Annotated in this window: 15 protein-coding genes; 9 read left to right on the forward strand and 6 right to left on the reverse strand. The window is 38.7% G+C overall.

Translation table 11 applies throughout. The features are described from left to right. Nucleotides 1-50 precede the first annotated feature (50 nt). Nucleotides 51-2,186, reverse strand: a complete 2,136-nt coding sequence (locus FD725_RS13655; protein ID WP_179048624.1) for a hypothetical protein — start codon at nucleotides 2,184-2,186, stop codon at nucleotides 51-53. Nucleotides 2,187-2,559: 373 nt separating this feature from the next. Continuing rightward, nucleotides 2,560-5,088, reverse strand: a complete 2,529-nt coding sequence (locus FD725_RS13660; RefSeq protein ID WP_179048625.1) for a mannose-1-phosphate guanyltransferase — start codon at nucleotides 5,086-5,088, stop codon at nucleotides 2,560-2,562. A gap of 402 nt (nucleotides 5,089-5,490) precedes the next feature. Between FD725_RS13660 and FD725_RS13665 the strand changes: the two genes are divergently transcribed. Then, complete coding sequence (locus FD725_RS13665; RefSeq protein ID WP_179048626.1) at nucleotides 5,491-5,685, forward strand: hypothetical protein; 195 nt, start codon at nucleotides 5,491-5,493, stop codon at nucleotides 5,683-5,685. Between the two features lie 18 nt (nucleotides 5,686-5,703). After that, nucleotides 5,704-5,895 carry a hypothetical protein gene (locus tag FD725_RS13670; RefSeq protein ID WP_179051535.1) on the forward strand — a complete coding sequence of 64 codons (192 nt, stop codon included), beginning with the start codon at nucleotides 5,704-5,706 and terminating at the stop codon, nucleotides 5,893-5,895. Between the two features lie 190 nt (nucleotides 5,896-6,085). On the opposite strand, the gene FD725_RS13675 is transcribed toward FD725_RS13670, so the two are convergent. Further along, nucleotides 6,086-6,700 (reverse strand): class I SAM-dependent methyltransferase, encoded by a 615-nt coding sequence (locus FD725_RS13675; RefSeq protein WP_179048627.1) that lies wholly within the window; start codon nucleotides 6,698-6,700, stop codon nucleotides 6,086-6,088. Between the two features lie 294 nt (nucleotides 6,701-6,994). On the opposite strand from FD725_RS13675, the gene FD725_RS13680 reads away from it, so the two are divergent. From FD725_RS13680 to arsS, 5 genes are all read left to right on the forward strand, one after another. Further along, complete coding sequence (locus FD725_RS13680; RefSeq protein ID WP_179048628.1) at nucleotides 6,995-7,282, forward strand: Mo-dependent nitrogenase C-terminal domain-containing protein; 288 nt, start codon at nucleotides 6,995-6,997, stop codon at nucleotides 7,280-7,282. A gap of 248 nt (nucleotides 7,283-7,530) precedes the next feature. Continuing rightward, on the forward strand, nucleotides 7,531-7,908 hold the full coding sequence (locus FD725_RS13685; RefSeq protein WP_179048629.1) for a response regulator transcription factor: 378 nt from the start codon (nucleotides 7,531-7,533) through the stop codon (nucleotides 7,906-7,908). Nucleotides 7,909-8,023: 115 nt separating this feature from the next. Then, on the forward strand, nucleotides 8,024-8,992 hold the full coding sequence (arsM, locus tag FD725_RS13690; protein WP_179048630.1) for an arsenosugar biosynthesis arsenite methyltransferase ArsM: 969 nt from the start codon (nucleotides 8,024-8,026) through the stop codon (nucleotides 8,990-8,992). A gap of 15 nt (nucleotides 8,993-9,007) precedes the next feature. Further along, nucleotides 9,008-9,967, forward strand: a complete 960-nt coding sequence (locus tag FD725_RS13695; RefSeq protein WP_179048631.1) for an inorganic phosphate transporter — start codon at nucleotides 9,008-9,010, stop codon at nucleotides 9,965-9,967. Between the two features lie 29 nt (nucleotides 9,968-9,996). Then, nucleotides 9,997-11,007: an arsenosugar biosynthesis radical SAM (seleno)protein ArsS gene (gene arsS, locus FD725_RS13700; RefSeq protein WP_179048632.1), complete on the forward strand. Its 1,011-nt coding sequence runs from the start codon at nucleotides 9,997-9,999 to the stop codon at nucleotides 11,005-11,007. A gap of 273 nt (nucleotides 11,008-11,280) precedes the next feature. Here the strand turns inward: arsS and FD725_RS13705 are convergent, their stop codons facing one another. Continuing rightward, a complete protein-coding gene (locus FD725_RS13705; RefSeq protein ID WP_179048633.1) occupies nucleotides 11,281-11,568 on the reverse strand; it encodes a hypothetical protein in 288 nt (95 codons plus the stop codon). A 338-nt stretch (nucleotides 11,569-11,906) separates the two neighbouring features. Here FD725_RS13705 and psb29 point away from each other — a divergent pair, with 338 nt between their 5' ends. Then, a complete protein-coding gene (gene psb29 / locus FD725_RS13710; protein WP_179048634.1) occupies nucleotides 11,907-12,614 on the forward strand; it encodes a photosystem II biogenesis protein Psp29 in 708 nt (235 codons plus the stop codon). A gap of 85 nt (nucleotides 12,615-12,699) precedes the next feature. On the opposite strand, the gene FD725_RS13715 is transcribed toward psb29, so the two are convergent. Then, on the reverse strand, nucleotides 12,700-13,065 hold the full coding sequence (locus FD725_RS13715; RefSeq protein WP_179048635.1) for a phage holin family protein: 366 nt from the start codon (nucleotides 13,063-13,065) through the stop codon (nucleotides 12,700-12,702). A 188-nt stretch (nucleotides 13,066-13,253) separates the two neighbouring features. Here FD725_RS13715 and FD725_RS13720 point away from each other — a divergent pair, with 188 nt between their 5' ends. Then, nucleotides 13,254-13,403, forward strand: a complete 150-nt coding sequence (locus FD725_RS13720) for a hypothetical protein (protein WP_179048636.1) — start codon at nucleotides 13,254-13,256, stop codon at nucleotides 13,401-13,403. Nucleotides 13,404-13,563: 160 nt separating this feature from the next. Here FD725_RS13720 and FD725_RS13725 read toward each other — a convergent pair whose 3' ends face one another. After that, nucleotides 13,564-14,181: a biopolymer transporter ExbD gene (locus FD725_RS13725; RefSeq protein ID WP_179048637.1), complete on the reverse strand. Its 618-nt coding sequence runs from the start codon at nucleotides 14,179-14,181 to the stop codon at nucleotides 13,564-13,566. Between the last annotated feature and the right edge of the window lie 40 nt (nucleotides 14,182-14,221).

A 14,221-nucleotide genomic window follows, 5' to 3' on the forward strand; every position in this document is an offset into this window, starting at 1 on the left:
TGTTTTGTAGATTCAAACTTAGCTGCTGCATCTTCTTCTATCTGTAGTCTTTATTCAACTGTATTGAGTTGAGTACGAAATTTGCTAATGTATTTTTGTGCTTCGGGGTATGCAGATGCAAATGAATTTGGAATTCTTTCAAGTGATACAATCGATTGTTTGATTTTGTCACTCATCAGTCTAATTTCATTAATGTCTTGAGCTTGTTTTACATCATTTATTTTAGATATTAATGTTTGTGTATCTCTAAGTATTTTTTCTTGAGACAATCTACTCCAAGCAAACCAAACTCCAGGGGTAGATAAAATTATAATACTTGCAGCAATTGCCGTTTTTATTTGAACAGTTTTTTTTCGTTGTTGTTGCAAACGCTGTTTCATCAAGAGTGGATTTTTAAAACATTCCTGTGCTTCCTTTATTTTTGCTTCTGCTTCTTGAATTAATATTTCAATTCTTGGCTGAAATTTTTCACAAAAAGTTAAAATATCTAAGACCTTTTCGTTTTTAGTATTAAAATCAATAAAAAGTTCATCTTCTTGACTAAACTCAACTGCACAAATACTACCAAAAAGAAATACAATACTTTTTAATGTATTAGGTTGAATATAAATATCTTTTCCCTTATCAATTGTATTAATAATATTTTGTAAATTTTTATTTATTGTCTTGAAATCTTCTTGTACAGTTTTAATCTGTTCAAATTGAGATAGCATGACATCTTTATTAGCAAAATTAAACGTGCTTTTTATTTTACGGCTCTTAGTTTTGACATCATTTTTAATATCACTTATTGTTTTATATGAATGTATTTCTTCTAATGCAGTTATCAGCCCAGTATTTTGAGTACATTCTTTTCCAAAGGAAACAAGATATGTTAACTGACGTGTAGGTTTTTCAAGAATCTGTTTTAAATTAATACATTTATTGATAACAGAGTTGATGGATTCGTATTGAGTGTTGCTATATAAAATAATCACTCCATTATCATCTAAACCTAATGCTGTAATAGATTGACCAAGAACACTAAATAAGGCTTTAATCACATCAATATTTAATGGATTAGTAGCTTGCTTATTAATTTTTTTTATAACTGTATCTAATTGCTTATGTATATTTCTTAATTGCACTTGTACTTGAAACATACGATTTAAATTTTGCTCCATTACAGGCAGAGTATCAAAATTTAACCTTCTTTCTACTGTTTGAATAATAGTGAAAAATTTTTCGTGTAATTGATCAATACTAATTTTTGACTGAACTTGAGCAAGAATTTCTAAAAATCTTGTATCATTTAAACAAGTATTTATAAAATTTTGTAAAAAATGTGCAGATGCTATAATATTGTTAATATTGTTCTCATAACTATCACACTGTTTAATAATATCTAATAATAAATGATTTTGATTTTCTATCTTTATAATTATTTCATTTTTGTGATTAAATTCTATTCGTGTAATTGCTGCACCAAACACTAAAAATAACGAATTTACAGTATGATAAGTAGCCCCAAAAATATTTGTAGGTTCAATCGAAGATGACAAACTATTTAGTTTATTTTTTATTATAATTAACCGTTGTAATGCAACCATGATTGGTGCTATTTTAGCTTGCATTAACTCTGGTTGACTAAAGCTAAAATCTAACCGAATACTAAATGATAATTTGGATATTTGTGCAGCCAAAGATGGTAAACTTTGAGAGTGTTTATGAATTTCTGCATCAAAAACAGTATTTGAAGTGAGAAAACATTGAGAAATAATTTCTTTCAACCATATACCTTGATGAATAAATATATCAATCTTCTGCACCAAATCTCCAAATGTTTTCCGAATTTGTCGCAGATGATTTTCATCATGAATTGCTTCATCTAGAAAATTATGTCCAATTTCTAAAGCAATTTCTGAACCTATTTGTGAGAGTATATCATCATCACTACTATTTTGACCAAGTAGGATTAAACCAACTCCTACAACACCTTTTGTCAAACGAATAGCATCAATCCGTGCAATTTCTTCATCGAGTTTTTTGAGTGTAGGTTCTAACTCATCTTGGATATGATGTAAATCTAAAATGTTATTAGAAATTATAATTAATTGTTTTTCAATAATATTTATATCGTGACAATCTAATGACATTGAACTACCAAGCATCAAAGCCTTGTTAAGTATTGCATCTAGGTGGTTCATACATTAGGATTTAAATATAATATATCTTCATAGTCCATGTTTTTTCATACATTATCAACCGTAATAACCCTGAAGAAAATACTGCCTCATATAAATTCATAGCTGCGATATTTGCCTATTAAACGCTAGTGTCAGAGATTGGAGTGCATGATTACTAACTGCTAACTCAGATGAGGTAATGAGTATTTTAGTCCGTCAGATTTTGATGCAATAATCTAGATTAGGAGAAGCGAAATTTCGCTTTTATACTGAATATGAATCATTGTCAAAAGTTAAATTAACCCAGAAAAATTAGACCGATAAACAATGTTCTGGGTTAATTGATCAAAACTACTAGCGATATAAGTCACATCTGCGGAATGTAAGTTCTTAATCAAACTTCTGCCGGATGATACTCTTGTTGTCTTTCCACGAAAGTTTGCACGCGAGAACGGTAATCTCTCACCGTGTCATCTACCCAGTCGCGCTCGTTGCTGTTAGCGTATAAGTGTACTAAAGGCTCACTGGCATCGGGTAAAACTAATAGCCAACTATCATCAAAGGGTTGGCGAATTTTCACACCATCGATGAGTTCGAGGTTTTGGGCTGGGTGCGTTTCCACCAAGTAGCGCATCAATGCACCTTTTGCCGACCAGGGACAGCGTATGGTATAAGTTTTATGGACTACACGGGGTAATTCTGAGCGAACAGTAGCTAGCGATCGCTCCTGTATAGTCAGCATCTCAATAATTTTAGCAATGCAGAACATGGAATCAAACCCCGGATGCAATTGGGGAAAGATAAATCCAGTCTCACCACTACCGCCCAATACCACATTAGGGTTCTTTTGACAAGCTTCCATCAAAGCAGTGGGATTAGATTTGGTACGAATAACTCGGCCATCGTGACGACGGGCGACTTGTTCCACGCCACTGGAGGCATGGACTGGTACGACTACCGTCCCTCTGGGGTTAGAGGTGAGAATCATATCCACCATCAAGGCGGTTAACATTTCCCCACGAATGGGAAAGCCTGACTCATCGACTAAAATCAGTTGTTCGCCATTAGCTGATACTTGCACACCAAAATTAGCCTTTAATGCTTCCACCACATGACCAAGTTGCTGTAGCAATGCTTCCCTATCAGTTGTGGAAACAGCATTTTTATTTAAACTGGCATTCAGCACTACTGCATCCGCACCAAATTTATCTAGCATTTGGGGTAAGACAGCCCCAGACACAGCATAAACATAGTCAATGACTACTTTGGCGCGACTGTTGCACAGGGTAGCCACATTTAACAACTTCTCAAAAGCGGTACAATAACGGTCAATAACTTGGCTGGGGTAAGCGACATCGCCAATTTCATGACTAAGGGCGCGGCGCATATCTTCCTTAAAGTAAGCCCCTTCAATTTTCTTTTCTTGGGCTTTGGAGATATTAATCCCCTTATTATCCATGAATTCTATCAGGATATAGTCGGCGCGATCAGGGTGGACTCGCACATGAATGCCACCAGCGACATTCATTGTGGGTATAACTGTGCGGGCGATGGGGATAGCTGTGGCATCAAGGTTTTGAATATCCACACCTACAGACATTAAACCCGCAATTAGCGATCGCGTCACCATGCGCGAAACATTACGTTGATCACGAGAGACAGTAACTTTTGCCCCAGGTTTTAAAGTAGAACCATATGCAGCCCCCAATTTCACCGCAAACTCGGCACTAATGTCAATATTTGCTAATCCTTGTACACCCCGTTGTCCAAATAAATTGCGTTGGGCAGTGTTACCCCAAATCAAGTTAATGTTTAAAACTGCCCCTGATTCAATTTTTTTACTCGGCCAAACTCTGACACCAGGGCTAATTTGGGCTTCTTCACCCACTGTGGACAAAGAACCCACCACCGCCGCCTCTAAAACATGAGCGCGTCTGTCTACACGAGTTCCCCGCGAAATCACACAGGCACTTAACTGGGCTTCATCCCCGATAATGGCCCCATTCCACACAATTGGCCGCTTGAGATTAGCATCAGCACCAATGGTGACATTATCACCAATAATCGTTCCCGCTTCAATTTGCACCCTAGCCCCGATGCGGCAATTGCTGCCAATCACAACTGGGGCTTCAATATTAGCTGAAGGATCAATATAAGTATTTTGTCCTATCCACAACCCAGGAGAATTTTCTCTATAAGCAAAGTCTAGGTCTACTTTCCGTTCTAAAGCATCGTATTGGGCTTCTCGATAAGCATCTAAGTGACCAACATCACACCAATAACCCTCCGCAATGTAACCGTACATGGGTTCATCTTTTGCCAAGAGTAAGGGGAATAAATCTTTAGAAAAGTCGCATTCTGTGTTATCTGGCAGATATTCTAAAACCTCTGGCTCTAAAATATAAGTCCCAGTGTTGACGGTATCAGAAAAAATTTCACTGGTTGAAGGTTTTTCTAAAAAGCGTTTAATTTTACCTTGTTCGTCAGTAATTACTACACCAAATTCGATGGGATTGGGAACTCTAGTGAGAATTAAAGTTGCTTTTGATTGGTTTTGTTTGTGAAAAGCGATCGCTGCTGTTAAATCAAAATCTGTGATACTATCACCGCTAATTACTAAAAAAGTTTCATCCAAAAGTTCGGCAATATTTTTCACACAACCTGCTGTCCCTAGAGGTTGGTCTTCCTCAACAGCGTAGGTCATTTGCACACCAAAATCACTACCATCTTGAAAATAGTCTCGTAAAACATCAGGTAGGTAATGTAATGTGGCAATCACTTCTGTGATGTCATGCTTTCTCAGTAGATTAATAATATGTTCGGCAATGGGGCGATTGAGAATTGGCACCATTGGTTTTGGCAGATCGCAAGTTAACGGGCGAAGTCGCGTTCCGGAACCGCCTGCCATCAGTACTGCACGCATAAATCCTCCATAACTTTTTGTCGCTTTGCTACTTCCATACCCGTGAAAGTATATTGTGTTTTCTCTAGTTTCCTATGACTACTGATCTTTGAGAAACTTCCGCAAGAAACATCTGTTCAGCAATAAGTATTTTTACTTATTGCTTCCGGTTTGTGATCTCCCAAAGATTCCCCAAAACAGCAATGAGAGATATGCCAATGAAATCAGGTTTATTTATGCTAACTACCATCAGCTAGACAGGCAACCAGCCAGAAGGAAAAAGTAATATATGTGTAATGTCAAAGTGGCATATTGTAGCGGTAAGGTGAGCAGATGGCTCACCCGATTTTGCTGTTTAAGAGTAAAATATCATTATGACGTTTCAGTGGAACCTAAACAAAGCGAGTAGCAACACCAAGAAGCATGGTAGTCAATGATGAAATGAGACCTGAGTATGATTTTTCAGGTGGAGTTCGTGGCAAGTATTATGAAGCTTATATGCAATCAAGCAATATTATAGTTCTTGATCCAGATGTGGCAGAAATTTTTCGAGACTCGGCTGCTGTCAATGAAGCATTGAGATTGATTGCCAAGATTGCGAAGTCTATCGCAGTCTAACTAACGGAGTTAATGATGATGGGTAAGCTAATTATTTTTGGTTTAATTGTGATTTATGTAGGTGGTGTGTGGAAGTTTTGGAATGGTTTTTCTCGAACTAATTTCACGCAATCTTTGCCTAATCGTATTGGTTTATCTTTGCTTTGGCCAGCTTTATTTATTGCTAATGGCGCGTATCGTCGGAATTTTAGAAAGGCATTAAAGGGTTAAAAATTACTTTTAAGTTTACAGTTTTCGCTTTGTGTCTCTGTGCCTTTGTGGTCAGGTTACTTAACCACGGAGACACAGCGAAAAGTCGGAGCGGAGGTTTCCTCCGTAGACGCTTTGCGGCTTGCCGCAGGCATCTGAACTTTTCAAGACAGAGACACAGAGTTAGGATATTTAAGTAATCTGACTTTTCTCAACAGGGTTTAGCCAAAATTGTCAGCAAGACAGGCCCTAATAAATAATGGTGACTCACACAGGATAGTCCAGCAGCAGCACCAAGAACTTGACGTTTATTAGGGCTATAAAATTTAATTCCTTGCACAGAAATTGGGAATATTGGCAGTCTGTTCTCGATTTTGCTAGTGAAATCAACTAAGTAAAAACGTCCACCAGGGGCAAGTACTCGGCTTACCTCATGCAAGACTTGCTCTGGTTGTGCGTAATGCAAGAAACTAATAGTGTTGAAAATAGCATCAAACTGACCATCAGCAAAAGGCAAAGATTCGGCTTTACCTTCAAGAAAAATTAACCGGGGATGGTGACGGTTAGTAAGTCTAGCTAAACGCAACATATTAGTAGATAAATCTAGTCCCGTACCCCGCAGTTCGGTATATTCAGTTGCCAGTCGTTCTAATAGACGGCCAGTTCCACAACCTAAATCTAGGACATTGGCTTGATTTGGTAAATCGACATATTCTAGTAACCTTCTGTGAACAGCTTGATAGAAGACTGAAGGTAACAGCCAATCATAGCTAGATGCCCAAAGGTCAAAAATCAGTTTTTTATTTTGCAGAAAATTATTAGTCATCTGTGCTTACGGCTTTGAGGTTTAACAAGGAATTTGCAGCCCTAGCCTAACGTCTATCACCAAAAGCCGGAAGGCAAACTCAGCAATAATTCACGCGACTACTGTCAATTTTATTTGTTGGCAGTCCTTGACTGATTCTGTAATCAACATTATGGCAGTTGTAGCTAACAGTGTGACTAGAAATCACAACTTGATTTGTTCAACATAAAATGACGAACAATTACTGCATAAAAACACATCATCTAACCGTATTTATTTATAGAGAGCCAAACACAGAAAACAAGGTGGTTAATTATGACAAGCTTTACTCAAGTTCATGCTCAAACCGACCTACTGCATCCTATCCGCAGCTGGTTAGAAGCAAGAGAAATTCATAACTATAAACTAGCTCATCTGTTGTGCAAAGCAATCCCTGCTCAATGCCCATTTGCCAGAGATATAAAATTGTTTGGTCGGACACTGTTTCATATCCCGGCTATGTGTAAATTAAATCCTTTATACGAGCAAGTTGTGGGTTTGCGGTTTAAAGCACTGTGTTATTTAGCTGATGAGTGTGGTGAGGATGTGACGGCTTATTGTTAAAGCTATTGAGATAAAAAAGATGAGAAAAACTCTTGAGGCTTTAATTCTTGACTCCTCACTCCCACTGCGGAAATTTACAGTTGTTACTTAGGCAAAAGTATATTAAGCTAATGTAAAGCTATTTAGATGCTCGTATTATTTGGCTAGTGCAGCACAGTAGAAATTATAAAGCTATGTGCGATCGCCAACAAACTCAAGTTATCGGTATCTCAAATTTTTGGCTTTGCTTTTCTACTTTTTGCCCTATCATGACGCACATCTTACTGATTGAAGATGAAGTCAAATTAGCGAGATTTATTGAACTAGGACTGAACTATCAAGGCTATCAGGTTAGTGTTGCCTATGATGGATTAACAGCAATCATCGCCGCAGGTAGATTGCAGTTGGATTTGATCCTGTTAGATTGGATGCTACCTGGTTTAGGAGAGTTGGAAATTTGTCATCGTTTACGCAGTACTGGCAAGAAAGTGCCGATAATTTTATTTACCACTAAAGATGAAGTCAGCGATCGCATTATCGGGTTAGATGCTGGTGCTGATGATTATCTCGTCAAACCCTTTAGCTTGGAAGAATTAGCCGAGAGAATCTACACTCATTTGCAAAAAACTAAAAAACAGACGCTGTAGATATTTAAGAATTTAGGGGTTTAGGGGTGGAATGTGCGTAATTCCGACTATGTTATTTAGTTATATTGAGGATGCACACAGTTAAACCTCGACCTCAGCACGTAACTAAACGGAAATGACTTATTTAGAAACAGCAGCACAATTTTATAGTGAAGTTGCCCAAACGCCACAAGTGGGACTTTGTTGTGTTCAAAGTACTCCTCTACAACTCCCAGGACTCAACATTCCTTTGCTGATGCAAGAAATGAACTATGGTTGTGGAACCACGGTTCACCCGACAGAACTTGCAAATCAACCTACCGTGCTGTATGTCGGTGTTGGCGGTGGTTTAGAAGCACTGCAATTTGCTTACTTTTCCCGTTATGCTGGGGCTGTGATTGCTGTGGAACCAGTGGTGGCCATGAGAGAAGCGGCGGCGCGTAACTTGGAAGTTGCTGCCCAAGAAAATCCTTGGTTTGATCTCAGCTTTGTGGAGATTCGTGAGGGTGATGCCTTTAATTTACCTGTAGCGGATGCCAGTGTGGATATCGTGGCTCAAAATTGCTTGTTTAACATTTTTGAGCCAGATGATTTAAGCCAGGCTTTAAAAGAAGCCTATCGGGTATTAAAACCGGGTGGCAGGTTGCAAATGAGTGATCCCATTGCCACTCGTCCCATACCTGCACATTTGCGGCAAGATGAACAGTTAAGAGCTATGTGTTTATCAGGCGCACTCACCTATGAAGAATACACTCAGCGTATTATTAATGCTGGCTTCGGTCAAATAGAAATCCGTGCGCGTCGTCCCTATCGTTTACTCGATTGCCAAACGTATCATTTAGAAACACATCTACTTTTAGAAAGTCTGGATTCAGTCTGCTTCAAAGTCGGAATTCCGGAAGATGGTGCTTGTATTTTTACGGGAAAAACAGCAATTTATGCTGGTTCTGAAGCATTTTTTGATGACTCGGCTGGGCATATCTTGCAACGTGGCATTCCGGCAGCCGTTTGTGATAAAACTGCTGCTAAACTAGCAGCTATTAAGCCAGATGAAATCATCGTTACTGATTCCACTTGGTATTATAGCGGTGGTGGTTGCTGTTAATTTATCATCCTCAAAATGTTGTTAATTAGTCTATTTATCGCTACCTTATTCTTGGCTTATGCCAATGGAGCCAATGAAAATTTTCAGGGTGTAGCCACACTGTTTGGCAGCCGGACAAATAGCTACCAAACAGCAATTTTGTGGGCAACTTTTACGACTTTTGCGGGGGCATTAACTGCTACTTTTCTAGCTGGTACATTAGTTCAACGCTTTAGTGGTCAGGGGATTTTAGCAGATGCGATCGCTCACGCACCAGAGTTTCAAATAGCTGTGGCGATCGCTACAGGTTTGACTGTAATTATTGCCACTCTCTTAGGGTTGCCAATTTCTACATCTCATAGTTTAATTGGGGCAATTCTCGGAGCCGGATTAGTAGCGATCGGTCTGAAGGTCAACTTTGCTGTTTTGCTAAGTCACTTTCTTTTGCCTCTATTTCTCAGTCCGATAATTGCGATGCCTTTAGCCGCAGGTATTTATAGTTTAGTTGATTATATTAAAGGCAAATTTCACCTGCAAACAAACCCCAGAATTATTGATATTGCTCATTATATTAGTGCTGGTATTATCAGCTTCACTAGAGGTTTTAATGATACGCCAAAGATTGTTTCTCTAGTTTTAATTATTGAGTATTTCTCAATTCAAGGAGCCATGATTACTATTGCTATGGCTATGGGACTCGGTGGTTTACTTAGCTCCCAAAAAATAGCTTTAACCATGAGTACAGAAATTACCTCGCTCAATCGAACTCAAGGTTTATCTGCGAATATTATTACTAGTATATTAGTGATTACAGCCAGTTATTTGGGATTACCTATATCGCCTACCCAAGTTGCTGTTAGTTCAATTTTTGGTGTAGGTTTAATTGGGGGAAAACCACGTATGTGGGTTTTTAGCAAAATCTTGATTTCGTGGATTTTATCTTTACCTACGGCCACAATTCTCAGTGGCATAACTTATAGATTATTACAAGGCTAGTTTTATTTGTCTTTTAGGAGTAGCTATTAATGACAACTGGATCAGGCTCTACCATCAATACAACAATCACACCATTTGACTCACAACTCAATGCTCCTTTGACAAAAAAAGCGATTCAAGTTTTACAAATTAATTTAGGTAAACGCTGTAATCTTGCTTGTCAGCACTGTCACGTCGAAGCTAGTCCTAAACGCACAGAAGAATTATCTCCAGAAATTTGTCAACAGCTAATCGACTTAATTCATCAATTCCCGGAAATTCAAATTGTCGATTTAACTGGTGGCGCACCAGAAATGAATTATGGCTTTAAGTCATTAGTGGCTACTGCACGGGAAAATCATAAACACGTCATTGTCCGTTCTAATTTGACAATTTATTTTGTCGATGGGTTTGGTGATTTGCCTACATATTTCGCCGATAATCAAGTACAAGTTGTTGCTTCTCTGCCTTGTTATCTAGCAGATAATGTTGACAAAATGCGTGGTATAGGTGTATTCGATAATTCAATTAAAGCTTTGCAGTGGTTAAATCAAGTCGGCTATGGGCAAAACCCAAACTTAATTTTGGACTTAGTTTATAATCCCCAATTACCCATAAGTGAAAAATTTTCTTTAACGCCTGAACAGGGGAAGCTAGAACAAGATTATAAAATGTTCTTGCAAGAACATTTTAATATTGTCTTTAACAACCTATTCACCATCACCAATCTACCAGTTGGTAGAACTAAAATTCATTTAGAAAAGAAAAACCTCGATCAGAGTTACTTGCAATTTTTAGAGTCCCATTTCAATCCCAACACAGTGGCAAATTTAATGTGTCGCCATCAATTATCAGTAGACTATCTCGGCAATATCTATGATTGTGATTTTAATCAAATGATGAATTTACCAGCAAAAACTTCCACTGGTGAACCTCTGACTATTACTAAATTATTAGAGGCTGGTAGTTTAGATTTAATTGAGCAAATCCAAACGGCTGACTATTGTTATGGTTGTACTGCTGGATGCGGTTCGAGCTGTGGCGGTGCTTTAGTGTCATAACTAAAAAAATTCATCTATGTCAACAAATACTAACTTTATTACAAACAAAGTTACTTAGGGTTTGATTTAGTTAAATTAGCTTATGATGGATTCAGTTAAGTCTCCTCACACCACATCAAAGAACCGTGGATTAAGCAATATTCCACGGTTTTTATTTTTTGATCAAGATAAAAACTTCCTGTCACTAAAAAGTCTGTTACCAAAAGTGTTACGAGTGTATCATTAACGGATAATCACTCTATGATGATATTTAGTTAAGCTCCTCACACCACACTAAAAGCCGTGAAACTCTATAGTTTCGCGGCTTTTTTTGCCTATTTGACATTGACTAATACTATCAAGTTGTCCTAGAGGTTGTTTGAAAAGTGTGGGGCGAATATAATTCGCTACTACGCAGACTCTTGAAAGCTCAAGTATTTTCAACCCACGTCGGTGGGTTTTGTTTGTGTAGCTGCGACTTCTAGTCGCCAAGGTACTAGTTTCCGGAGTAGTTATGAAAAGTAAAAGCAACCGCACTATATGGAGCATAGAGCGATCGCTAGAAAATACCAAGTGAGTCATGGTTAAGACCCTTGTCAATAAAATAACATACTTCTTTACAAAACTTAAGGTAATAGCGATATTTTTTCAGCTAATTACCTGTCATCCTGCAAGAGAGTGGAAACTAACAAATATATCTGCGATGAAGCTGACAAGAAAAACCTGGGCTGTGAATCTAAAGTTGTAATGCAACGTTTCTACTGTTGCAAATTTAGAGGAAATTGGGATGAAGCGATCGCTCATACCAATTCCAGAAAAAATAAATGACGACAATTTACTACTTTCCACCCCTCAATCTCACTTGGCAAAGTTGCCTTTAAAGGAGAGAATAATACAACGTCGCCCTTAACATTTTCCTTGTGAATAACGTCCGTACGGTTTCTGATACAAAACGAACTTTCTACTCTCTGCACACTCGACCGATTAACACAATTTATCGTCGGGTGGTGGAAGAGTTGATGGTGGAAATGCACCTGCTATCGGTCAATGTTGATTTTAGCTACAATCCTATCTATGCCTTGGGTGTTGTCACTACCTTTGACCGCTTCATGCAAGGCTATCAACCAGAACAGGATAAAGAATCGATCTTTAATGCTATCTGTCAAGCTGTAGAACAAGAACCTCAGCGTTACAGACAAGATGCTGAACGCTTGCAAGCTTTAGCTCAAAGCATTCCTAGTAGTGATTTAATTGCTTGGCTGAGTCAAGCTAATACCCCACAGCAAGATGGTGACTTGCAAGCGCAACTGCAAGCGATCGCTCATAATCCTAACTTTAAATACAGTCGATTGTTTGCGATCGGTCTATTTACATTACTAGAATCTTCTAACCCAGATTTAGTTAAAGACGAAAAGCAACGCACTGAGGCGCTGAAAACCATTGCTGATGGCTTACACCTAGTTGATGATAAACTCAACAAGGATTTAGAGTTGTATCGCTCTAATTTAGATAAAATGACGCAAGCCCTGGCTGTAATGGCTGATATGCTATCAGCAGATCGCAGAAAGCGCGAACAACGTCAACAACAATCTAGCACTCCAGTCGCACCTCCAACTGGAAATGAGTAGTCATTGTCAGTAGTCATTAGTCATTAGTCAGGCAAAAAAATTCACAACTGACAATCGACGACTGACGACTGACGAATAGCTATTGTTATAACCCCAACAACTTGTAAATTAAGCTGTTGATTAGTGTCAAAGCAAAAGCACCTAGCACGGCACTCCAGATTCCGAAGCGTAAGCGAAAACCCTCAACTAACCACGCTGCAATACTAAAGCAGACAACGGCAATCATAAATGTGAAAAAACCCGATAACAAGTTAAAAGTTAGGATATCGGGAACCGCAAATATCAGCCGTAAAATTGGTCTAACTATTGCCGTAACAATACCTAGAACAGCAGCAGAAAGAAAGGCTTTTTGTGGAGTGTCAACTTCAACGCCTAACGGCAACTTAGCGATAATCAACAAGCTGAGAGATGTCACAATCCAAACAATTAACAGCGTTACAATTTCATTCATTGCCTCAACCCCTGAAACGTAAATGGCGCTTGGCGTTAAACTACTAAGTCAGGACTTACGCACTCAACCAATAAACCCTTCTGAGGGTGGTCAATAGTCCATAGTCAAGGGGAGCCAGCCGCTTGCGGGGGTGTCCCCCGTTGTGCGGACTGGCGTTCAAAATCAAGTTTTTTTTGGACTGGTGACTATTGACAAAAAAGCCAGGAAATTTAGTGAGACTGCGTAAGTCCTATAAGTCTATGGATGAAAAAATGTTTGCACAGCAACCAATTATTTTTAAATTACCAGAGATTTTTCTTTCAGCAGATTTTATTTTGGATATCTTTAGGTTTGGCTAATAAGCTAGGACTTACGCACTCAACCAATAGACCCTTCTGAGGGTGGTCAATAGTCAATAGTCAATAGTCAATAGTCAAAATCAAGTTTTTTTTGGACTGTTGACCATTGACTATGGAAAAGGAGATAATTCTTTCCCTCATCTCCCCATCCCCCCATCCTCTATCGTGGAGGCGCAGGAGTATTCCCCGGTGCGACAGGAACCTGGGGAAAGGTGGGATTTACAGGAATAGTCCCTTGTCCAGAGGGGAGTTGATTGGGATCTGTGGGTAAGTTGGGGTTCAGTTCACTGGGAGGGGGGTTAATGCCTGGGATTGGTGCTATACCAGGATTATTCGGGAAATAGGGAACATTAGGTTGAGCAGAAGTAGGGATAATTCCTAAAGATACGCGATCGCCTCCCACTTGGCGCAACAAATCTAATGTTTCCACCACATCATTATAAGTTGCTGTTCGTGAAGCGTTGAGTACCAAAACCCCATTAGGATTAGCTTGCACATACTCCCTTAATTTTTGTGCTAATTCCTCTCTTTTAACTAGTTGTTTTTCAATGTAAGTATTGCCCACAGCATCAATAGTGACAATCTGACTACCACCTGTAGAATTAATCCCAGCAGCTGTACTGGTACTGGCTTTAGGTAAATCGACATTTATCGCCTGTTGGCGAGTAAATTGCAAAGCTGCTAAGAGAAAGAATGTCAAAATACAAAAAACGACATCAATTAAAGGGATTAGCTGAATTTGAACTTCTTCGACTGGAGTATGTAGATTAACTTTCATCGCTGCACGCTTACATTTAATTGTGGGTTCGCATTCTCGG

It is taken from the genome of Nostoc sp. TCL26-01 (assembly GCF_013393945.1).
Classification (GTDB): domain Bacteria; phylum Cyanobacteriota; class Cyanobacteriia; order Cyanobacteriales; family Nostocaceae; genus Trichormus.

Bases quoted from the DNA above. Each gene is read 5' to 3' on its own strand.
- FD725_RS13655 (WP_179048624.1), bottom strand. From the start codon at position 2,186: ATGAACCACCTAGATGCAATACTTAACAAGGCTTTGATGCTTGGTAGT.
- FD725_RS13660 (WP_179048625.1), bottom strand. From the start codon at position 5,088: ATGCGTGCAGTACTGATGGCAGGCGGTTCCGGAACGCGACTTCGCCCG.
- FD725_RS13665 (WP_179048626.1), top strand. From the start codon at position 5,491: ATGGTAGTCAATGATGAAATGAGACCTGAGTATGATTTTTCAGGTGGA.
- FD725_RS13670 (WP_179051535.1), top strand. From the start codon at position 5,704: ATGGGTAAGCTAATTATTTTTGGTTTAATTGTGATTTATGTAGGTGGT.
- FD725_RS13675 (WP_179048627.1), bottom strand. From the start codon at position 6,700: ATGACTAATAATTTTCTGCAAAATAAAAAACTGATTTTTGACCTTTGG.
- FD725_RS13680 (WP_179048628.1), top strand. From the start codon at position 6,995: ATGACAAGCTTTACTCAAGTTCATGCTCAAACCGACCTACTGCATCCT.
- FD725_RS13685 (WP_179048629.1), top strand. From the start codon at position 7,531: ATGACGCACATCTTACTGATTGAAGATGAAGTCAAATTAGCGAGATTT.
- arsM (WP_179048630.1), top strand. From the start codon at position 8,024: ATGACTTATTTAGAAACAGCAGCACAATTTTATAGTGAAGTTGCCCAA.
- FD725_RS13695 (WP_179048631.1), top strand. From the start codon at position 9,008: ATGTTGTTAATTAGTCTATTTATCGCTACCTTATTCTTGGCTTATGCC.
- arsS (WP_179048632.1), top strand. From the start codon at position 9,997: ATGACAACTGGATCAGGCTCTACCATCAATACAACAATCACACCATTT.
- FD725_RS13705 (WP_179048633.1), bottom strand. From the start codon at position 11,568: ATGACTCACTTGGTATTTTCTAGCGATCGCTCTATGCTCCATATAGTG.
- FD725_RS13715 (WP_179048635.1), bottom strand. From the start codon at position 13,065: ATGAATGAAATTGTAACGCTGTTAATTGTTTGGATTGTGACATCTCTC.
- FD725_RS13725 (WP_179048637.1), bottom strand. From the start codon at position 14,181: ATGAAAGTTAATCTACATACTCCAGTCGAAGAAGTTCAAATTCAGCTA.